The organism is Granulicatella sp. 20925_1_28 (genome assembly GCF_041433575.1).
Classification (GTDB): Bacteria; Bacillota; Bacilli; order Lactobacillales; family Aerococcaceae; genus Granulicatella.
In genome coordinates this window covers 16971-36899 of record NZ_JAPWBS010000019.1, presented here as the reverse complement: position 1 = coordinate 36899, position 19929 = coordinate 16971, and the positions used below count along the sequence as shown (strand labels likewise).

Annotated in this window: 19 protein-coding genes and 1 other annotated feature; of the genes, 2 read left to right on the top strand and 17 right to left on the bottom strand. The window is 40.7% G+C overall.

The genetic code is table 11. The features are described 5' to 3' along the window. Positions 1 to 21 precede the first annotated feature (21 nt). Complete coding sequence (locus O3793_RS08320; protein WP_371446793.1) at positions 22 to 1182, bottom strand: hydroxymethylglutaryl-CoA synthase; 1161 nt, start codon at positions 1180 to 1182, stop codon at positions 22 to 24. Between the two features lie 236 nt (positions 1183 to 1418). Between O3793_RS08320 and O3793_RS08315 the strand changes: the two genes are divergently transcribed. Continuing rightward, entirely contained in the window at positions 1419 to 2609 is a 1191-nt protein-coding gene (locus tag O3793_RS08315; RefSeq protein ID WP_371446791.1) for an acetyl-CoA C-acyltransferase, read from the top strand. Between the two features lie 59 nt (positions 2610 to 2668). Here O3793_RS08315 and O3793_RS08310 read toward each other — a convergent pair whose 3' ends face one another. Continuing rightward, positions 2669 to 3955, bottom strand: a complete 1287-nt coding sequence (locus O3793_RS08310; protein WP_371446789.1) for a DUF2974 domain-containing protein — start codon at positions 3953 to 3955, stop codon at positions 2669 to 2671. Positions 3956 to 4115: 160 nt separating this feature from the next. Here O3793_RS08310 and O3793_RS08305 point away from each other — a divergent pair, with 160 nt between their 5' ends. Further along, a complete protein-coding gene (locus O3793_RS08305) occupies positions 4116 to 5603 on the top strand; it encodes a DUF1846 domain-containing protein (protein ID WP_371446788.1) in 1488 nt (495 codons plus the stop codon). 524 nt (positions 5604 to 6127) lie between these two features. Here O3793_RS08305 and O3793_RS08300 read toward each other — a convergent pair. The 15 genes from O3793_RS08300 to O3793_RS08230 form a co-directional block, all read right to left on the bottom strand. Next, positions 6128 to 7198: an ABC transporter substrate-binding protein gene (locus tag O3793_RS08300; protein WP_048714010.1), complete on the bottom strand. Its 1071-nt coding sequence runs from the start codon at positions 7196 to 7198 to the stop codon at positions 6128 to 6130. Continuing rightward, on the bottom strand, positions 7195 to 8031 hold the full coding sequence (locus tag O3793_RS08295) for an ABC transporter permease (RefSeq protein ID WP_371446786.1): 837 nt from the start codon (positions 8029 to 8031) through the stop codon (positions 7195 to 7197). The genes O3793_RS08300 and O3793_RS08295 overlap by 4 nt, the downstream gene beginning before the upstream one ends. Further along, positions 8028 to 8840, bottom strand: a complete 813-nt coding sequence (locus O3793_RS08290) for an ABC transporter permease (protein WP_371446784.1) — start codon at positions 8838 to 8840, stop codon at positions 8028 to 8030. Before O3793_RS08290 ends, O3793_RS08295 begins: the two co-directional genes overlap by 4 nt. Beyond that, positions 8833 to 9939 carry an ABC transporter ATP-binding protein gene (locus tag O3793_RS08285; protein WP_371446782.1) on the bottom strand — a complete coding sequence of 369 codons (1107 nt, stop codon included), beginning with the start codon at positions 9937 to 9939 and terminating at the stop codon, positions 8833 to 8835. Before O3793_RS08285 ends, O3793_RS08290 begins: the two co-directional genes overlap by 8 nt. A gap of 22 nt (positions 9940 to 9961) precedes the next feature. After that, complete coding sequence (locus O3793_RS08280) at positions 9962 to 10504, bottom strand: helix-turn-helix domain-containing protein (protein WP_371446780.1); 543 nt, start codon at positions 10502 to 10504, stop codon at positions 9962 to 9964. A 466-nt stretch (positions 10505 to 10970) separates the two neighbouring features. Next, positions 10971 to 12497 carry a metal ABC transporter solute-binding protein, Zn/Mn family gene (locus O3793_RS08275; protein WP_371446778.1) on the bottom strand — a complete coding sequence of 509 codons (1527 nt, stop codon included), beginning with the start codon at positions 12495 to 12497 and terminating at the stop codon, positions 10971 to 10973. A 183-nt stretch (positions 12498 to 12680) separates the two neighbouring features. Beyond that, positions 12681 to 13406, bottom strand: a complete 726-nt coding sequence (locus O3793_RS08270; protein ID WP_371446776.1) for an amino acid ABC transporter ATP-binding protein — start codon at positions 13404 to 13406, stop codon at positions 12681 to 12683. Continuing rightward, the gene (locus O3793_RS08265; protein WP_371446774.1) at positions 13399 to 14040 is read right to left on the bottom strand and encodes an amino acid ABC transporter permease; all 642 of its coding nucleotides are present in this window, start codon (positions 14038 to 14040) and stop codon (positions 13399 to 13401) included. The genes O3793_RS08270 and O3793_RS08265 overlap by 8 nt, the downstream gene beginning before the upstream one ends. A gap of 15 nt (positions 14041 to 14055) precedes the next feature. After that, entirely contained in the window at positions 14056 to 14862 is an 807-nt protein-coding gene (locus O3793_RS08260; RefSeq protein ID WP_371446772.1) for a transporter substrate-binding domain-containing protein, read from the bottom strand. A 44-nt stretch (positions 14863 to 14906) separates the two neighbouring features. Beyond that, positions 14907 to 15124 (bottom strand) — a binding site (T-box leader). Between the two features lie 83 nt (positions 15125 to 15207). Further along, positions 15208 to 15594 (bottom strand): hypothetical protein, encoded by a 387-nt coding sequence (locus tag O3793_RS08255; protein ID WP_371446770.1) that lies wholly within the window; start codon positions 15592 to 15594, stop codon positions 15208 to 15210. Positions 15595 to 15675: 81 nt separating this feature from the next. Further along, entirely contained in the window at positions 15676 to 16614 is a 939-nt protein-coding gene (locus O3793_RS08250) for a metal ABC transporter substrate-binding lipoprotein (RefSeq protein WP_371446795.1), read from the bottom strand. Between the two features lies 1 nt (position 16615). Beyond that, positions 16616 to 17449 (bottom strand): metal ABC transporter permease, encoded by an 834-nt coding sequence (locus O3793_RS08245; protein ID WP_048711065.1) that lies wholly within the window; start codon positions 17447 to 17449, stop codon positions 16616 to 16618. Next, positions 17442 to 18176, bottom strand: coding sequence for a metal ABC transporter ATP-binding protein (locus tag O3793_RS08240; protein ID WP_049555327.1), 735 nt, complete (start codon positions 18174 to 18176; stop codon positions 17442 to 17444). Before O3793_RS08240 ends, O3793_RS08245 begins: the two co-directional genes overlap by 8 nt. A gap of 219 nt (positions 18177 to 18395) precedes the next feature. Next, positions 18396 to 19103 (bottom strand): glucosamine-6-phosphate deaminase, encoded by a 708-nt coding sequence (locus O3793_RS08235; RefSeq protein WP_371446767.1) that lies wholly within the window; start codon positions 19101 to 19103, stop codon positions 18396 to 18398. Between the two features lie 109 nt (positions 19104 to 19212). Next, positions 19213 to 19698 carry an NUDIX hydrolase gene (locus O3793_RS08230; protein WP_175814572.1) on the bottom strand — a complete coding sequence of 162 codons (486 nt, stop codon included), beginning with the start codon at positions 19696 to 19698 and terminating at the stop codon, positions 19213 to 19215. Positions 19699 to 19929: the final 231 nt, after the last annotated feature.

The following is a 19929-nucleotide window of genomic DNA, read 5'->3' as shown; positions in this document are numbered from 1 at the left end:
ATACAAGCTACGGTTTTCGCTTTATTTGATTGTGTATTGACGTTGATGGTCAACAACGGCTGTTAATGTAATCGGGCTGTTGTCTTCACGTGTGAAAGTTTGTTCACCGCTTGCGTCCACCACTTCTGTGAAGATTTCTTCGTATTCTTCTACTGTCAACATTTTGCGATTTTCTAGTAATGCTTTATGTTCTGCGATATGCAATTGATTTTCGAACCCTTCGACTAATTCGCCGGCGAAGAATTCCCCAACGGCTCCTGATCCATAGCTGAAGAATCCGATGCGGTCTCCGGCTACTAATACAGAACTATTATCTAATAATGAGATGAAGCTTAAGAATAATGAACCTGTGTAGATGTTGCCGACTTGGCGGTTATACACGGCTGCTTCTTGGTAACGCGCTGTGAAGCGTTCTTGTTCCTCTTCGCTCATTTCTTCTAAGAATGGCTTGAAGGCTTTCATCCCCATTTTTGTATATGGTAAATGGAAACAAATTGCGTCAAAGTCTGAGAACTGTGCATTTGTTTTTGCTTGATAGTCGTTCCATACTTCTGCAAAGAAACGGATGTATTGCTCGTTTGAGAATTTTCCGTCTACCATTGGATACGCTGCATAGTTGGGTCTCCAGAAGTCCATCACGTCATCTGTGAACAAGCTTGTTTCATTATCTAAAACGAGTAAACGAGGGTCACTAGAAACAACCATTGCGACTGCACCAGCACCTTGTGTTGGTTCCCCGCCAGAGTTTAATCCGTATTTAGCAATGTCACTTGCGATGACTAATACTCTTGAAGTTGGGTTTAAGGCAATATGCCCTTTAGCTAATTGTAAGGCAGCTGTTGCCCCGTAGCAGGCATGTTTTAATTCTACACTACGAACACGGTTTGATAATCCAAGCATGCGTTGCATATAAACCGCAGCTGATTTCGATTGATCGATTCCTGTTTCTGTCCCAAATAAAATCATATCAATATCTTCACGGTCTTTATCATCAATGATTGATAACGCAGCATTTGCGGCTAAAGTCACGATATCTTGCGTCACTGGTGCTACTGCCATTGTAGACTGGCCAATTCCGATCGTGTATTTAGCTGGCTCTACTCCACGCGCCACTGCTAGTGTTTCCATATCTAATGCAGTCGGTGGTACGAAGAAGCCAATCTTATCTATCCCTATATTCATTGTTTTATTGTTCTCCTTTACGAATAAAGCTCTCCAAACACAAATAGAGCTTCCTGTTCTTTCTTAGCACACACTATAGTAGCAAAAATTCGCCGTTAGGACAATTGAATTCACCAAATGTTAGGGAATTTAAACAATTCTTTACTAATTATTTGTACTAAATTGATAGGTTTCTTATGCAAAATCTTATAGAATAGAAACGAAATAGGAAATATAACCTAGAAAGGATTGAAAATATGAACGGAAATGATATCGTCATCGTGAGTGCCACACGTACTGCGATTGGTAAATTTGGCGGGCAATTTGCTACCACTTCCGCTATCGAACTAGGAACAACGGTTGCAAAAGCTGCCATCCAAAAAGCGAATCTTTCACCTGAACAAATTGATACAGTCATCTTTGGAAATGTCTTACAAGCAGGTCTTGGACAAAACCCAGCACGTCAAGTCGGACTAGGCGCTGGCCTTTCTCATGCAAGTACTGCCGTAACAATTAATGAAGTCTGTGGTTCTGGACTAAAAGCCATTATTTCAGCCGCACAAGTCCTTCGACTAGGAGATGCTAAAATCGTCTTAGCCGGCGGTATGGAAAATATGAGTCTTGCGCCGCATTTATTACAACAACGCTTTGCTCCCAAAAATGGTCCTGTGACATTAGTAGACTCTTTATTTAATGATGGATTAACGGACGCCTACTCACAAGACCCTATGGGAATTACCGCTGAAAACATCGTTGAAAAATACGGATTTACCCGCGAAGAACAAGACGCTTTCGCTGTGGCTTCTCAACAAAAAGCCGCTAAAGCACAAGCAGAAGGACGTTTCGCTAGCGAAATCACTCCTGTAGCAGTCTTCAATCGCAAAACAAAATCTGACGACTTAAAAGTAACGGATGAATTTATCCGTCCAAACACGAATCTTGAGAGTCTTTCCGGCCTCAAACCTTCCTTCAAAAAAGACGGAACAGTAACTGCCGGAAACGCCTCTGGAATTAACGATGGTGCCGCTTGTGTCATCATGACAACACGTGAATACGCAACAGAGCTTGGCCTTCCAATTCTTGCAACATTGAAAGGCTATGCTGAAGCTGGTGTCGATCCTTCGATTATGGGAATCGGTCCTGTCCCTGCCATTCAAAAATTAGTAGCGCGTACACGGATTCCGCTTGAAAAAGTGGATGTCTTTGAACTGAATGAGGCATTCGCCGCACAAAGCATGGCGGTCATCAAAGACTTGAAGATTCCAACTGAAAAAGTAAATCCATTTGGTGGTGCTATTGCGCTAGGCCATCCAATCGGTGCTTCTGGCACTCGTATTGTGGTCACACTGATCAATGCTCTCGACCAACTCGACGGTAAAATCGGGGTCGCTTCCCTCTGTGTAGGCGGCGGCATGGGCGTTGCCATCGCGATTGAACGCGAACAATAGTATAAATAATAAGAGTTGCCCAAAATTCACTTATAAGTGAATTTTGGACAACTCTCTTTTTATTGCTCTTCGTGTTTCTTTTGTTCGTGGCGCTGTTGATAGTACGCGCGAATCTCTTCGTTTTCCTCAGTAGCACGATAATGGACCTCAAAGCCATTCTTCTTCCAACTTAAAGTCGTCATGAGTTCATCCCATGTTGGCAATTTCACCTCAGGCAATTCAAACGGCACCATCTCAGACATATCTAACGAGTCTTTCCAAACTTCAAAGCGAGTCGAAACGAGTAATAGCGCAATACGTGTTAACAATTCACGTTTTTCTTCGTCCATATCCCCTGCTGCCTTCAAGAACTCTTGCACATAATGCATAAACTGTCCGTATAAATCATTCACCGTATCGATTCCAACAGAAAATAGTAGTTCAAAGAACACATTCCAGAACAATTCCAGTTCTTCATCGCTCACCGATTCCGTCCATTTCTTGAACGTTTGGTCATTCAACTGACTATTTTTGGTTAATTTTTCCATCTTAATAAATTGACCGTCTTCAATCTCCCATGTCATGGCGCTATGTTGCATCGCACCGGTGGCATTACTTTTGACAATGACATACGGCACTTCGGATTCTAGCATTAATCCAACAAGTGAATCTTGTGGAATATAACGCATCGCTAATGGCACTATATTTTGATATCCTTTTGTTTCAAGTACAGAACGGTACAATCCAGGAGAATCAAAGCAGAAAATATCGACAATGCGCAGTTGCACGTCTTCCTCCTGAGTAGCCGCAGCATAAATGGCTAAGTTACCACCCTTTGAATGTCCTGAGATCATTAAGTCCCCACCCCATAAACTGGCTTGTTTGGCTAAATACTCCTTGGCATCCGTCTGAGCCGCAACAAGTGGTGAATACGTCATTAGGAAGTCTTCCTTCCAGCCAATCAGCGTTTCATCCGTCCCTCTAAACACAACAAGTCTGACACTAGGTTCTACTTCCACCGTGACAGCTGCGAATTGTTTTGTTGTATCTTTATCCCAAACGCTTACCACACCGAAGAATTTCAACGATTGGAAACGAGGTGCATCCGCAATCACTTGCGATACTTCATGCCGCTCCTCGGTCATCATCATTGGATTCTCGGCGAATAATTCTTGTTTATGTTCCTGCATATACTCGGCGATTTCTTTCACTGTGACAAAAATCTCACCATTTTCATCGCTTGGAACAACTTTTTCAAGTGGTAAATACTCTAATTCCGTTAAAACTAATGCGTCGATTTCAGAAAAGGCTCTTTCTTCAAACGAAACGTGCCCAAACTCTTTAATATAATCCAACATATTTTTCATACGAAAATCCTCCGTTATTTTGAGTGAGTCCATTACTATTCTACTCTGTCATAATGGCGCTTGCAACTCTTTTTCCTGTGGGGTAAAAAGCCGTCATTTTCTATAGAATTCCCCTTTTTTTCATGCTATACTACTGAAATGAAATTAAGGGGGTTGTTCTATGAAATTAGGATTTGATAGCGAAAAATACCTTGAAGAACAAAGTCAATACATTCTTCAACGTGTCAACGCTTATGACAAACTATACTTAGAGTTCGGAGGCAAATTAATCGGTGATTTCCACGCGATGCGCGTATTGCCAGGATTCGATCCAGACGGAAAAATCAAATTACTTCACCGCCTACGCGACCAAGCAGAGATTATTATCTGCGTGTACGCTGGTGATATCGAACAAAATAAAGTTCGCAGTGACCTTGGGATTACTTATGACCAAGATGTTCTTCGCTTAATGGACGACCTTCACTATTGGGACCTTAAAATCAATAGTGTCCTCATTACTCGTTATACAGGCCAACCTGCTGCAACACAATTTAAAAACTCCCTCGAACGTCGCGGCATTAAAGTGTATACGCACGGCTACACAGAAGGCTATCCAATGGACGTTGAAACCATCGTTAGTGACGCAGGATATGGCGCAAATGAATTTATCGAAACGACTCGCCCTCTTGTCGTCGTAACCGCTCCTGGTGCCAACAGCGGAAAACTAGCGACATGTTTAAGCCAGCTGTATCACGAAACCAAACGTGGTCGTCGTGCCGGCTATTCTAAATTCGAAACATTCCCTGTATGGAATTTACCATTGAACCACCCTGTGAACGTGGCCTATGAAGCAGCCACTGCAGACTTAGAAGATGTCAACATGATTGATACCTTCCACCTTGCAAAATACGGCGAAACGACCGTGAACTACAACCGAGACATCGAAGCCTTCCCACTTCTCCGTCGTATTTTAACGAAGATTTACGGCGACGCTCCAATCCCTTACAACTCTCCAACAGATATGGGCGTAAACCGTGTCGGATTTGCTATCACTGATGATGAAGTCGTTTGCGAAGCTTCCAACCAAGAAATCATCCGCCGTTACTACGCAGGCCAATGCGACTACAAACGCGGTATCGGAACGCTGGAAGCAGCTCAACGTGGCAAGTACATCATGGAAGAAAGTGGACTCTCTCCACAAGACCGTCCAGTTGTAAAAGCCGCTCTTGAAAAAGAAGCCGAAGCGAAAGTTCCAGTAGTAGCCTTACAACTTCCAACCGGCAAAATCATTACAGGAAAACAATCAGACACCATGACAGCCAGCGCAGCCTGCCTACTCAACTGCATTAAAGAATTAGCAGAAATTGGTGACTCCATCCATTTATTACCACCAGTGATTTTAAATGCGATTGGCCAACTCGGAAGCGACGTCCTAAAACACCAACGCCGCTCACTCGATAGTAAAGAAGTGCTCATCGCACTCAGCATCTCAGCAGTCACTAACCCTGCCGCAGAAGCTGCCAAAAATCAATTACAAAACTTGCGCCACTTACAAGCACACAGCACCGTCATCCTTCAAAAAGCCGACGAAGAAACCTTCCGAAGCCTAGGAATCATGGTAACCTGCGAACCACAATTTGCTGGCACAAACCTTTACTACACAAACTAACCTCCAGCCCTCTCCAATCGGACGAGGGCTTACTTTTTGCACTTTTTCAGCACTAACCCTGTTCTCCTAGCCGTCCCCAAGCCCTATTCCTCTTTCCAACACCTCTTTTCAGAAGCAGAACTCTAAAAATCCGCACACTCTCCCTTTTTTCAAAAAAATTTTCGTTACTTTGAAATTCGGCAAAATAAAAGAAGAGCAATTTATCAATAAGCCCAATGAGCCTAAAATCCACGGATTCTATAGTAGGAATAGTGGTGGTTGTAACCGATGTGAATTAGTGACTCTTGAAATTTATTTCCTAGAGTCACTTTGAAGCTCGGTAGTAGTTGAGACGACAGGCTCAACACGGTACAGCCACTATCACTACTATGAAGATATCCGTTGGATTTAAAGGCGAATTGAACCTTATTCAATTTTCTCTTCTTTTATTCCTGCACCCGAATTTCAAAGGAACGAAGTTCCTTTATTCATTTTTCTTTTTATTTTTTTGCACAAAAAAAATCGAGAGCGTGTCTCGATTTTTCTTAGTTTCTAAAGATCTTGGCTTCTAAAAAGAGGTCGTTGTAAAGCGATAATAGGTCGGTTCCTAAATTCTCGTAAACCTCCATTTTTTCCATCGCTTCCTCACTCGGATAGAAGCTCTCATCCGAAGTAATGTCTTCTGGCAAGAGCGCTATCGCATCCTTGTTAGGAGTTGCATAACCAACATACTGAGCATTCTTCGCTGCGATTTCCGGACGCAACATGAAATTGATAAACGCATACGCGCCTTCCTTGTTACCAACCGTTTTTGGAATAACGATATTATCAAACCACAAGTTCGTTCCTTCGCTTGGAACCACATAGGCTAAATCTTCATTCTCACTCAACATTTTAGAAGCTTCCCCTGAGAAAGTGACGGCTATGTTGGCCTCTCCTTGAATCATATATGTCTTCATTTCATCAGCGATAATCGCTTTTGCATTTGGCATCAATGTCTTCAAGAATTTACCAGCGTCTTTAACAATGGCTACGTCTTTTTCATTAAGAGAATAGCCTTGTGTTTGTAAAGCAATCCCCATCATTTCACGAGCTCCGTCAATAAATAGAATGGAATCCTTTAAATCCGCATTCCATAAATCGCGCCACTCGCTAATCATTCCTTCTGGATAAACTTTCTTATTATAAACAATTCCTAGCGTTCCCCAGAAATAAGGAATGCTGTATGAATTATCAGGGTCAAAGGATTGATGTAAGAAACGTGGGTCGATATGTTCCATCCCTTTGATTTTTGAATAATCTAATTTTTCAAGTAAGTTTTCTTCGACCATTTTATGGATTGTATACTCACTTGGAATGGCGATATCGTAGTTCGTTCCACCTTGCTTAATTTTTGTCAGCATGGCTTCGTTTGAATCGAACGTTTCATAAATAACTTTATAACCTGTTTCTTGTTCAAATTGTGTAATAAGTTCTGGGTCGATATAGTCTCCCCAGTTATATACGATAATGGTTTGAGGGTCACCTGCCGTTGCTGTTTCAAAATTCTTACGCATTCCAAACAACACTAGGCAAGAAACTACGATCGTCCCGATTAACATCGTTAGTCGCTTCATAGTGTGACTCCTTTCAATAGGTCACTCTCTGAAGCCTTCCCATTCAATCGTTTTTGTTGGAATTTTTGAATGAAGTAATATCCAATCACGAGTGATAATGAGAATAGGAACATCAATGTACTTAAGGCATTGATTTCTAAGCTGATTCCTTGGCGCGCACGTGAGTAGATTTCAACGGCAATCGTTGAGAATCCATTTCCTGTTACGAAGAATGTCACGGCGAAGTCGTCTAATGAATACGTAAATGCCATAAAGAATCCACTTAGAATTCCTGGTGTAATTGCTGGTAAAACGATGCGTGTTAATACTTGTGAGCTTGTTGCTCCTAAGTCACGAGCAGCTGTAATCATCGATGGGTTCATTTCTGATAATTTTGGTAAAACCATCAGTACAACGATTGGAATGTTAAACGCGATGTGCGCAAGTAATACCGACATAAAGCCGAGTTTGAATCCAACCACTGTAAAGAGAATTAAAAGGCTGGCACCGATGATAACGTCTGGCGATACCATCAAAATATTGTTAAAGCCTAATAATACTTGTTTGCGACGGTTTGAACGGATGTAATGGATCATGATAGCTCCAAGTGTTCCAATCACTGTCGCGATTAAAGAAGATAAGAGTGCAAGAATTAATGTATCGAGTACAATTCCGATTAAACGTGTGTCCGCAAGAACGGCTTTATAGTGGTCGAGTGTGAAACTCTCAAATCCGTTCATGCTACCAGCACTGTTAAATGAGTAAAAAATCAAGTAGAAAATCGGAGCGTATAAAACTACGAATACGAAAACTAAGTAGAGATTCGTCCACTTGCTATTATTTTCTAATTTCATTCTGATACGCCTCCTTTTCTACGGTCTCTTGTAATAAACATTAAAATAATCATTGCTACAATCAATACAACCCCGATTGTAGAACCCATTCCCCAGTTTTGCGTTACTAAGAAATGTTGCTCAACGGCTGTACCAAGTGTAATCACGCGGTTTCCTCCAATCAAACGAGTCAACATGAAGAGTGAGAGCGATGGAATAAATACGGCTTGTACTCCACTGCGCACTCCGTTCATTGTTAATGGGAAGATAACGCGTCTAAACGTATCCCATTTTGTTGCCCCAAGGTCGCGGCTTGCCGCAATGAGTGAACTTGGCAACTCTTCGATAGAGTTGAAGATTGGCAAAATCATAAATGGTAACTCGATATACGCTGCTACCGTTAAGAAACTGAAGTCAGTGAATAGGAATTCTTGTGGCGCCAATCCGAATAATGAAAGGAAGTTGTTCACTGTTCCTGTTTGGCTAAAGATTCCAATAAATGCATAGGCTTTTAATAGTAAGTTTACCCATGTCGGTAAGATGATTAATAAAAGCCATAGTTGTTTATGTTTTGTACGACTTAGGAAAAGTGCTGTTGGATAACTCACGAGTAGCGTTACGAGTGTTACTAGAAAGGCATACCACACTGAGTTGAATGTCATTTCTAAGTAGTTTCCTGACGCGAAATAGTTTGTATAGTTTCCAAGCGTTACTTGACCATTGATGTCGAAGAATGATTTATAGAAAATCATTCCAAGTGGCGTTACTACGAATAATAACAACCAGATAAAGTATGGAATGGAAAATAATAGACGCGATTGTTTAGTCATTTTCTTCTACCTCGTCTTCGTAGCTTTCTAAACGAGCGTCGAAGTCTTCTTCACTTTCTCCAAAACGCATTACGTGGATATCGTGTGGTTCGAAGTATAAGCCCACTTTTGATCCAACTTCTGCTTTACGAGTTGAGTGAATCATCCATTCGTTGCCATTTTCGTCATAGCAGATGATTTCGTAGTGAACTCCGCGGAATAATTGAGTGTCCACTTCAACCGTTAATTTTCCTTTGTCGATAGATGTTAACGATAAGTCTTCTGGACGAATCACGATTTCAACTTTTTCATTTGGACGCATTCCGGCATCGGCACACTCGAACTCTTTACCAACGAATTCTACAAGGTAGTCTTCCTTCATAACCCCATCAACGATATTACTTTCACCGATAAAGTCCGCAACGAAACGGTTGATTGGTTCGTCGTAAATATCTACTGGCGTTCCCGATTGAACGATTTCCCCTTTGCTCATAACGAAGATTTCATCACTCATCGCTAACGCTTCTTCTTGGTCATGCGTTACGAAGATAAATGTGATTCCTAAACGTTGTTGCAATTCACGAAGTTCATATTGCATGTCTGTACGAAGTTTTAAGTCTAATGCTGACAATGGTTCATCAAGTAGTAGTACTTCTGGTTCATTGACAAGCGCGCGTGCGATGGCCACACGTTGTTGTTGTCCACCAGACATTTGTGAGATTTCACGGTTTTCGTATCCAGATAATTGCACCATTTTTAAAGCGTCTGCCACTTTTTCTTTAATGATGTTTTCTGGAGTTTTCTTTAAGCGTAATCCAAACGCGATATTTTCGAATACATTCATATGTGGGAATAATGCGTAGTCTTGGAAAACAGTGTTCACTTTACGTTTGTTTGGTGGAAGGTTAGTAACGTCTTGCCCGTTTAAAGTCACTTTTCCGTTCGATACATCTGTAAATCCAGCGATAATACGCAAGATTGTTGTTTTACCGCATCCCGAAGGCCCTAGTAATGTATAGAATTTTCCTTTTTCGATTTCGAAGTTAATATTTTTTAATACATGAGTGTCCTCATAAAATTTGTTCACATTCTCAAATGAGATAATTGTGTTGTTTGACATTGCTAGCACCTAACTTTCTTAATTATAAATATGAATCTGTCGCCACGACTAAAACTTTCGATGTTGTCTTACCGGCGTTGCTAATTTGGTGTTTGGCTTTCGCCTCAAAATAGAAGGACTCTCCTTTGGAAACTACTTCAACTTGTTTACCGACTTTGACCTGAATAGAACCTTCGAACACATACCCAAATGTTTCCGCAAGTGACGGTTGGAACGTCTTGTACGCTCCCCCAACGGCAAACTCTAGAATTACGGGTTCCATCTCATGCTCGTTCGAGTCTGGATTGAGCCACGTGACCGTCGTTTGGTGCTTGGAGTCTTCCATCATCGTCATATCCTCTTCGCGGTAAATCGTGAGCGCCTCTTCTGGCCCCTCATCGAAAAAGTCCGCTGCAGGGCATCCCAACACTTCAAGAATATCAAAGAACGTATCCATTGATGGCGAGCTCAAATCATTCTCTAATTGCGAGATATATCCCTTTGACAAATCTGTTCTCTCTGCTAACTCTTCTTGCGTTAAACCCTTTTGAATACGGAGGGCACGCAGTTGATGACCGATTTCCATTGTCTTCTCCTTTTAAACTAATTGTTTACTAACACAAAGACCATTATACATTAAGTTTAGTAATAGTCAACAAAATAACCTCAAAAAATCGGACTTTTTTGAAAGTTTATTTTTCTGCATGATAGTGCGGTTTTGTGCTTATTTTTCCTCGTGAAAAAAGCTGAAATTATCATATATGATAATTATCTTTTATGATAAATTTGCATCGTTTAACAAATCAAAATTAACTTATAAGTTAATTTTGAGTAAACAAAAACAGGATTCGAAATCGAATCCTGTTTTTTGGTGTCTGCAGAAATTTATTCGCAGTGGTTTATTGAGCTCACTCTCACATCCTGTGGAGTTGAACTCGGGCTCACAGGACTGACGTCCACTTCCCGTAGTATCCGCACGACTTGTTCCAAGTCCCTTGCGTTACTCCGGTCCAGTGTTTCAGTCCTGAGCGTTCGCCCTCGTATCCTGGTTTTTAGTGCGCAACCATTTCCTGAGCAATTTCCAACCCTGTCAAGTTTGATGGGTAGTATGTTGGCCAGTTGTCCATTTCTTCGAATAATTTTTCTTGGCTTTCATTGCCCATAAAGATGTGGAAGTGTTCTGCTTTCACTGGAGCGATGTTGTGGTCGCTGAATTGAACGTATTTAGGAGCACCTTCTACTGGGTTCACAGCTTCAAACAAGAAGCGGACGCCGCGGTTTCCTTTTTTGTATGTTAGAATTTTGTATCCTACATATTTGTATTCTGCTTTAGCAGTTGTTCCATCTTCTTTTTGGAACTCCATTGTTGTATCCGTGATATTGATATTTTTAATATCTGTTTTATATCCTGTTGTGTAGTATGCTTTGTACTCGTCTTTTGTCATCTTTTTGCCAATTTTTGCTTTGTAGTCAAAGACTGGATCAAGAGTGCCATCTACTAAGTAAGGATATACGGATTGCCATTCGCCAGCGTAATCAGACAGTGTGCGATCTTTTACAGCACTGTCTTCGAAGTAGCCTTTTGAAACTGTCTTCTCGTCTTCTGCGTGTTCTGGTTGGATGTCTTTTCCTGGTTGGTCTGTAGTCTTCTTCAACGCTTCAAGGTTTTCGCGCATTACAGAGATGTAGTCTTCACCTTTATCCATTTCCTCTTTTGTTAAAGATTCAATTGGATTTAAAACGGCTAACTCAACGCCTGCTTCTTCCGCTAATGTTTTCGCGATTTTCTCAGAAGCATTTTCTTCAAAGTAAATAATCTTAATGTCGTTTTCTTTCACGTATTTTGTTAATTCTGCTAAACGTGCAGCACTTGGCTCAGCTTCTGGTGAAATCCCAGTGATTCCCACTTGGTTTAAGCCGTAATCCAATGCTAAATAGTGGAACGCAGTATGTTGTGTTACAAAATTCTTTTGTTTTGCATCTTTAAATGCATTTTTGTAGTCATTATGCAACGCTGTTAATTTTTCGATGTATGCTTTAGCATTTTTCTCGAAAGCTTCTTTACGCTCAGGGAAAGCTTCTGCTAGCTGCTTCGTAATGTTTTGAACCATTTGAATCGCGCGCTCTGGTGATAACCATACGTGCGGATCGTATTCATGACTGTGACCTTCGCCAGAGTGGTCATGGTCATGTTCTTCCTCTTCTCCACCAGGAAGAAGTACCATATCTTTAGTTGCGCTGATTGCTTTGACTTTGCTATCAGATTCGATAGTCTTAAGAACTGCAGGAATCCATGTTTCCATATACTCGCTATCATAAACAAGCGCATCTGCTTCGCTCATTTTTGCGATTTCTTTTGCAGAAGGTTCGTAGTCATGTGGCTCTGTTCCAGCACCGATGACAAGCGATACGTCTCCTTCATCCCCTACAATATTTCTTGTAAAATCATAAATCGGAAAGAAGGTCGTTGAAATTTTTAGCTTTCCTGATTGTGTTTTGCTGTTTGAATTACTTGGCGCACATCCAACGGCAACCAGTACAAACATCAATAATAATCCAATAAAAGTTGTTTTTTTCATGATATATTCTGTCTCCATTTCTCAAATCGTAATTCTTACGTTTTACATTGTAGCACCTCACAAGATTCATTGCAAGGATTTTTTCTGTAAACATTTTGCTAACATTCTTTGATTTTGTTTACGTTTTTTCAACCCACAAAAAAAAGCCTTATTCGCATCATCGCAAATAAGACTTTTCTTCTATTAGATTAATACTTTTGATAAGAACGATTGTGTCCGCTCCATTTGTGGATTCTCGAGGACTTCTTTTGGATAGCCTTCTTCCACAATCACGCCACCGTCCATGAAGATTAAACGCGTTCCCACTTCACGGGCAAATCCCATTTCGTGCGTTACGACAACCATGGTCATGCCTCCTGCTGCAAGTTCCTTCATTACGTTTAGCACTTCGCCGACCATTTCTGGATCCAGCGCTGACGTTGGTTCATCGAAGAAGAGCACATCGGGTTCCATCGCAAGTGAACGTGCAATCGCGATTCTTTGTTTTTGCCCCCCGGATAGTGAGTTTGGATAGACATCCGCTTTATCAGCTAAGCCCATTTTCTCTAGAAGCTCGTGCGCTTTTTGTTCTGCGACCGCCTTGTCGATTTTCTTCAATTGAATTGGTCCAATCGTGATATTTTCTAATACGGTTAAATGCGGGAATAAATTGAAGTGTTGGAACACCATCCCTAAGTGTTGACGCACGCTATCGAGGTCCACTCCTTTTTCATTGATGCATTGGTCTTTGAAGAACACCTTTCCGCTAGTAGGTTCTTCTAGTAAGTTTAGGCAACGTAAGAAAGTCGATTTTCCTGATCCAGAAGGACCGATAATCACTAGCACTTCCCCTTGTTCAATATGAGTGGAAATTCCGTTTAAGACTTGCTTATCGTCGTATTGTTTTTTAATTTCTTCTGTTCTAATCACTGGCTTGTAACTTCCTTTCTAGTTTGTCCATAAAGAATGCAATCGTCGTTGTCATGACGAAGTATAAGAACGCCGTCATTAACAATGGGATAAATACCGTAAAGGTTGCTCCACGAACGGTATCCGAGCTATACATTAAATCGTGAATACCGATTAAAGAGACGATAGATGTTTCTTTAATTAAGGTCGCAAATTCATTCCCGATGGCTGGTAAAATATTTTTCATCGCTTGTGGCAAGATAATTTGACGCATCGCCATTCGTTTCGGCATCCCCATTGAACGAGCGGCTTCCATTTGCCCTTTATCCACCGATTGAATCCCACTACGGATGATTTCAGCGATATAGGCTGTCGTATTCACAGACACGGCAATGACTCCTGAAACAAAGTCGTTTAAATCAAGAACGGTCGCGAGTCCAAAATACACTAAGTACAATTGTACAAGAAGTGGCGTTCCACGAATAATGTCGATATAGACCTTCGCTGCTTTTGACAAGAACTTGTTCTGGCTAAGTCTTGCGAGTGCCATTAAGGTTCCACATCCAACCCCGACAATTACAGAGAAGAATGACAGTAACACGGTTGTCGTTGCCCCTTCGAGAAATAGAGGCCAATATTTAATGATTAATTCCATTCTTTTTCCTTCTTTCTATTCTGACATTAAATTCGTATTGCGAATAATCGATTCTTTTAGTTTCCCTGAAGACTCTAACTGATCGAGCACTTCTTGTACTTTTTGTACAAACACTTCATTGCCTTTTTGCGCCACGGCTGCAGTTCCGGCATCTTCACTTGGGATTTCTACCGAAGCAACGGTGATGTCATTATTCGCCTTTACGAATTCATCCGCTGCAATATTATCCATAATCACCGCATCGAGTTTTCCTTGTTGCAAGGCTAAAATCAAGGTTGGATTTTTCGGTTGTGACGTGAGTGTTGCACCTGTCAATGTGTCTTTTACAATGCCTTCTTGAGAGGTTCCTTTTTGCGCTCCGACATTTGCCCCATTGAAGCTATCTAGCGACGTGAACTTACCGGCATCCGTCTTCTTCACGACCGCTACCATATGTGAATCGTAGTAAATATTCGTGAACGCCACTTCCTTACTACGCTCTTCGGTTGGCGTAATCCCTGCAAGAACGAGGTCTACTTTCCCAGACTTCATCGCAGCAATCAAGAAGTTAAATTCCATCTCTCGAATTTCTACTTCTACCCCAAGCGCTTCACCAATGGCATTAGCGATATCAATATCGATTCCGACAACAGAGTCTTTACCGTCGTTAATATAATGCCATTCAAACGGCGGATAGTCCGCTGTCGTTCCAATGACGATTTTTTGCTTTTTGTAGATGCGGTCTAATACCGCTGACCCTGTACTATTTTCTGTTGTTACTTGATTCGTGCACGAAGCTAAAAAGCCGACAAGCACGATGAGCATCGCTATAATTTTCTTCATTTGAAACCTCCTTATAAAATAAAAACGCCCCTTATGCAAAAAGCATAAGAGACGATGTCTGTCGTGGTACCACTCTATTTTGACGGGGAATTGCTTCCCGATCCTTTTCCTTGTTAACGCAGATTCCTGCGAAGATGGCTACTCGATTTCCCCATCTTTTCTACAAAGTGCGCTTCCAGAATTTCTTATCCAATGAGCTTCCACTCTACCTCATCTCGCTTGCGACTCCAAAATTCTGTACTCTCTTTGTCAATGAATTTATGTTCTTAAGTTGTTTTGTATTTTAGACCTATTCTTTTTGCTTGTCAACTGGTGAGTGTAAATTTGCATAAAAAAAGATAAACCCTACGGATTCATCCTTTCCATTTTGTCTTGAAGATACCAACCAACTGCCCATCCCACAACAAGAAGGTAGTTTTCAATGGCTCCAACGAGATTTACTGAAGAAGCCTGAGCTAAATACGTTAACAAATGATTGGTTCCAATGCCAATTCCTCCAACCATCAGTGCTGCCAATACCACTCGCAAATAAAACCAATCATACTTCACATTTACAGCAATCAAAATCATAAGGACGGCTAGATTCCAAAATCCGATTTCCCTTTGCCAACCGACTGCAACTCCGTATCCCGAGTGTGAACCCATCACCTCTGGAAAGAAAATTTGGAAAATCATTGCTCCTGTCATCGCAATGATTAATACGATAAACATCACTTTTAAAAATTTATTCATTCTTCTTCACCTCGCTGTTTGTTATTCTCATTCAAAACTCAAAACAAAAGAGCTCCCGGTTTCCCCTGGAGCTCCTAATTCTTATTTGCTTAAACCTTCAATGATTTTATCTAGGTTCCATTTCATCATGCTGTAGTAGCTGTCTCCATCTTTTCCTGCTTCTGCAATAGAGTCAGTGAAGATTGTTGAGAAGATTGGTAGACCAGTTTCTTGAGATACAGTCTTCATTGGACGTTCATCCACACTACTTTCTACGAATAATGATGGAACTTTTGATTCACGTAATTGACGAACCAATTTTGTGATTTGTTCTGGAGTTCCTTCTTCTTCTGTGTTGATTTCCCAGATGTACGCTGATTTAATATCGTACGCTTTAGAGAAGTACTTGAAGCAGCCTTCACTTGTTACGATTAAACGTTTTTCTTCAGGAATTTTCGCGATACGTTGTTTAGCATCTTTATCTAACGCTTCAAGTTTTTCAACATAAGCTGCTAGATTCTTTTCGTATGTTTCTTTGTTCTTTGGATCTTTTGCGATTAATTGTTTCGCGATGTTCTTTGCATAAATAACTCCGTTTTCGATGTTCAACCATGCATGAGGGTCTTCTTTTCCAGCTTCGTTTTGGCCTTCTAAGTAAATCACTTCAACGCCATCACTCACTGCAAAGTAGTCTTTATTGGCTTCTTTCTTGGCATTATTCACCATCTTCGTGAACCAAGCATTCCCACCGTTTTCTAAGTTGATTCCATTATAGAAAATCAAGTCTGCTTTTTGAACTTTTTGAACATCTTCTGGTAATGGTTCATACTCGTGTGGGTCTTGTCCTACTGGAACAATACTATGTAAGTTTACTAAATCGCCGGCGATATTTTTTGTCATATCATAAATAATAGAGTTGGTTGTCACCACATTGATTTTTTCAGTATCTGCCTTTGAACTATTATCTTTACTTGTATCTTTACTTGTAGCGCATCCTGCAATTCCTAATACCACAAGAGCGGCTACTAAAAGTTTCTTCATGCTATTCATGAGATTTCCTTCTTTCTCTTTGTTTTGGTGAAACGATAAAACTTACGACAAAAAGTGCTGCTGCTGTTAATACGATGGTTGATCCAATAGCGATGTTAAACGTATATCCAATATACAATCCTAATACTGATGACAATGAGCCAAACGTTGCGGCTAAAATCAGCATTGTTTTCAGACGATTTGAATATAAATACGCTGTTGCTGCAGGGGTGATTAATAGTGCCACAATCATAACTGTCCCTACACTTTGCATCGCGGTAATCGATACAAGCGCCAAGAGGAACATCAATAAGTAGTGGTAAAATTGTACGTTCATCCCTGAAGATTGAGCAAAGACTGGATCAAAACTCGTTACTTGTAATTCTTTAAAATACGCTAAAATAACGACGACTACAATCACGCTCACCACCAATGTAATGAGTAAATCAATATCTTGTACGGCTAAAATATTCCCGAATAAAATATGGAATAAGTCTGTTGAACTCTTCGCCACACTAATCAAAATAACTCCCAATGCCAAAAACGAACTAAAGGTAATCCCGATAGCAGTATCGCCTTTGATAGTACTATTTTGATTCACAAATGCAATAAGGAACGATGCTAATAACCCGAACACGAGGGCTCCAATAAAGAAGTTAATGCCTAAAATAAACGACAACGCTACACCCGGTAATACCGCGTGAGAGATAGCGTCCCCCATTAATGACATCCCTCTTAGAATGATGAAGCATCCTAAAATTCCGGCAACCGCACCAATCACGACTGCTGAAACAAGCGCATTTTGTAGGAAATGGAATTCCATTAACCCTTCAATGAAATTATGCATGTTGCTCACCTCCTTGTGGAATATAAACACTTCCGCCGTATACATCATCTAAGTACTTCTTAATGAATACGTCTTCTGTTTTTCCAGAGGCTACAATCGCGTGTTTGACAAGAATCACATGGTCAAAGTATTCTTTCACCTTCGATAAGTCATGGTTGACCATTAAAATAGTCTTCCCTTCCTCTTTCCATTTACGGAGAATTGTCATAATGACTTTCTCACTAAGCATATCAATCCCTACAAATGGTTCATCAAGGAAAATATATTGTGCTTCTTGAACCATGCAACGCGCTAATAGTACACGTTGGAATTGACCGCCAGAAAGAGCCCCGATTTGGCGAGATGCTAAATCAGTTAATCCAACTTCTTCAATGGCTGCATCGACCTTTTCCCAATCCTCTTTCGTCAAACGTTGCAATGGTTTCTTTTTAACAGTTCTTCCTAAAGCAACGCACTCACGAATGGTGATTGGAAATGTAAAGTCAATGTGGCTTTTTTGTTCGACATAGGCGATTTTCTGTAATACTTTTTTTGTGGGTTCTCCATCAATCAGAATTTCTCCTGATGATTGAATAAGTCCTAATATTGCTTTTAATAATGTTGATTTACCTGCACCATTGGGCCCAATAATCCCAGTAATGGTTGGTCCTTCAATGGTTGCATTACAATCTTTTAAAACATGTGGTTGCATCGCATACGATACTCCAACATTTTTAATCGTAATCAATGAATTCACCCTTTCAAATTATGTAGACTCTACAATTGTTAGGTTACCCTAAAAAACGTCATTAGTCAAGTACTTTTTTAGGTTTCCCAAAAATTTTCAGAAAAAATTTTGAAAACTAGATATTAACATAACTGTTAATTAACAAATATGTTAATTTCAGCGGTATTGAAGACAAAAAAAGACACCTTCCGTTACCCGAAAGGCGCTTCAAATTGATTTTTATTTTGTTAATAATGCTGCAGCTGCTTCATCACAAATAACTGTAACTTTTGGATGTTTTTGTAAGATACTTGCTGGAACTTCCTCTGTGATAGGACCTTCCACTAATCCTTTAATCGCATGGACTTTCTTAGGTCCGAATGCAATTAACACGATTTCTTTGGCATCCATGATGGATTGTAATCCCATTGAATAAGCGTAGCGTGGCACATCTTCTTCTTTTTCGAAGAAGCGTTTGTTCGCTTCAATGGTTGATTCTGTTAAATGAACCTTATGTGTGCGTTGAGTGAATGGTGTACCAGGTTCGTTGAATCCGATATGTCCATTACTTCCGATGCCTAATAACTGCAAGTCTACTGGATTTTCTTGAAGAACACGTTCATAACGTTCAACTTCTGCATCTACGTCTTTTGCAATCCCATCTGGTAAATAGCTATGTTTAAATGGCTTCGCATTGAAAAGATATTCATTCATGAAATAAGCGTAGCTATGTTCGTCCGTTGGTGCCAATCCAACATATTCATCTAAGTTCACTGAGATACGATCTGAAAAATCTAAATCGCTATTTCTAAGTAATTCATATAATCCAATTGGACTTGAGCCTGTCGCTAGTCCAAACACTTTCGCTCCTTCGCCGTGTGCGCGTTTAAAAATCTCAAAAGCGGCTAATGCGCCTTCTTCTTGAGTTTTAACAACAATAACTTCCATTAACAATACCTCCCTGAATTCCCTTTCAAAAAAGGGTACTAAAAACATGAACAGCTGCTTAACTATATTATAACAAAAATTCAGAGGTCTTTAAATAGCTAAATTCATTTTAGTTCATAAAATCTTCGTCGTACATCACCCATTGTTCGTAATGCTTCGCCTCGAATGCCTGTGTTGGTCGTGCAGCCTCGATTACAAGTGGAGACGCATTTTCAACGCTCACTTCTTCTAGTGGAACCCACACAATTCCCTTCGAATCGTTCTTCTCTTTGCTCGTCACGAAGTCCTCTACCGTTTGAGCGTTCTTTTCTTCAATATCGATGGTAAACAACACGAACTCATGATGAACGCGCGCAATTTCTGGAATAGTCACAAATACATCGCGAATCGTATTTTGGTGAATGGCAGACACTTGAAATCCAGTCTCCTCTAACATTTCTCGTCGCAATGTTTCTACCAGACTCTCGCCTTCTTCCGGCGTTCCTCCCGGCAAATCAAATCTCCCGCGGTATGGTCCACGCGTCTTGCGTATGCAAAGGATGCGTCCCTCGCGAACACAAACACCGTACACGCCAAAATGGTTCATTTCTTTCATTGTCTTCCTCCACGAAAATAGAGGTGGCACGCCACCTCTATTTCTTTTTTCTGAAGCCGTTAATGTGACTTCCTTTGTTGAGATTCTACTCCATGTTTTACGGCTAATCGGATGATCCAGTAGAACAAATATAGAGCAACTCCCATCAGTGCAAACGTCCCCAGAAACATTGGTAATACTAAGTCCATAAAGACCACCTCCAATGAAATTGAAAACTATTAACCGACTATT

What these genes read in the sequence shown, in the direction of transcription:
- O3793_RS08305 (WP_371446788.1), top strand. Translation starts at nt 4,116, where the DNA reads ATGAAATTAGGATTTGATAGCGAAAAATACCTTGAAGAACAAAGTCAA.
- O3793_RS08255 (WP_371446770.1), bottom strand. Translation starts at nt 15,594, where the DNA reads ATGAATAAATTTTTAAAAGTGATGTTTATCGTATTAATCATTGCGATG.
- O3793_RS08310 (WP_371446789.1), bottom strand. Translation starts at nt 3,955, where the DNA reads ATGAAAAATATGTTGGATTATATTAAAGAGTTTGGGCACGTTTCGTTT.
- O3793_RS08265 (WP_371446774.1), bottom strand. Translation starts at nt 14,040, where the DNA reads ATGGAATTAATCATTAAATATTGGCCTCTATTTCTCGAAGGGGCAACG.
- O3793_RS08295 (WP_371446786.1), bottom strand. Translation starts at nt 8,031, where the DNA reads ATGAAATTAGAAAATAATAGCAAGTGGACGAATCTCTACTTAGTTTTC.
- O3793_RS08260 (WP_371446772.1), bottom strand. Translation starts at nt 14,862, where the DNA reads ATGAAGAAAATTATAGCGATGCTCATCGTGCTTGTCGGCTTTTTAGCT.
- O3793_RS08275 (WP_371446778.1), bottom strand. Translation starts at nt 12,497, where the DNA reads ATGAAAAAAACAACTTTTATTGGATTATTATTGATGTTTGTACTGGTT.
- O3793_RS08320 (WP_371446793.1), bottom strand. Translation starts at nt 1,182, where the DNA reads ATGAATATAGGGATAGATAAGATTGGCTTCTTCGTACCACCGACTGCA.
- O3793_RS08245 (WP_048711065.1), bottom strand. Translation starts at nt 17,449, where the DNA reads ATGCATAATTTCATTGAAGGGTTAATGGAATTCCATTTCCTACAAAAT.
- O3793_RS08280 (WP_371446780.1), bottom strand. Translation starts at nt 10,504, where the DNA reads ATGGAAATCGGTCATCAACTGCGTGCCCTCCGTATTCAAAAGGGTTTA.
- O3793_RS08235 (WP_371446767.1), bottom strand. Translation starts at nt 19,103, where the DNA reads ATGGAAGTTATTGTTGTTAAAACTCAAGAAGAAGGCGCATTAGCCGCT.
- O3793_RS08315 (WP_371446791.1), top strand. Translation starts at nt 1,419, where the DNA reads ATGAACGGAAATGATATCGTCATCGTGAGTGCCACACGTACTGCGATT.
- O3793_RS08300 (WP_048714010.1), bottom strand. Translation starts at nt 7,198, where the DNA reads ATGAAGCGACTAACGATGTTAATCGGGACGATCGTAGTTTCTTGCCTA.
- O3793_RS08290 (WP_371446784.1), bottom strand. Translation starts at nt 8,840, where the DNA reads ATGACTAAACAATCGCGTCTATTATTTTCCATTCCATACTTTATCTGG.
- O3793_RS08230 (WP_175814572.1), bottom strand. Translation starts at nt 19,698, where the DNA reads ATGAAAGAAATGAACCATTTTGGCGTGTACGGTGTTTGTGTTCGCGAG.
- O3793_RS08285 (WP_371446782.1), bottom strand. Translation starts at nt 9,939, where the DNA reads ATGTCAAACAACACAATTATCTCATTTGAGAATGTGAACAAATTTTAT.
- O3793_RS08250 (WP_371446795.1), bottom strand. Translation starts at nt 16,614, where the DNA reads ATGAAGAAACTTTTAGTAGCCGCTCTTGTGGTATTAGGAATTGCAGGA.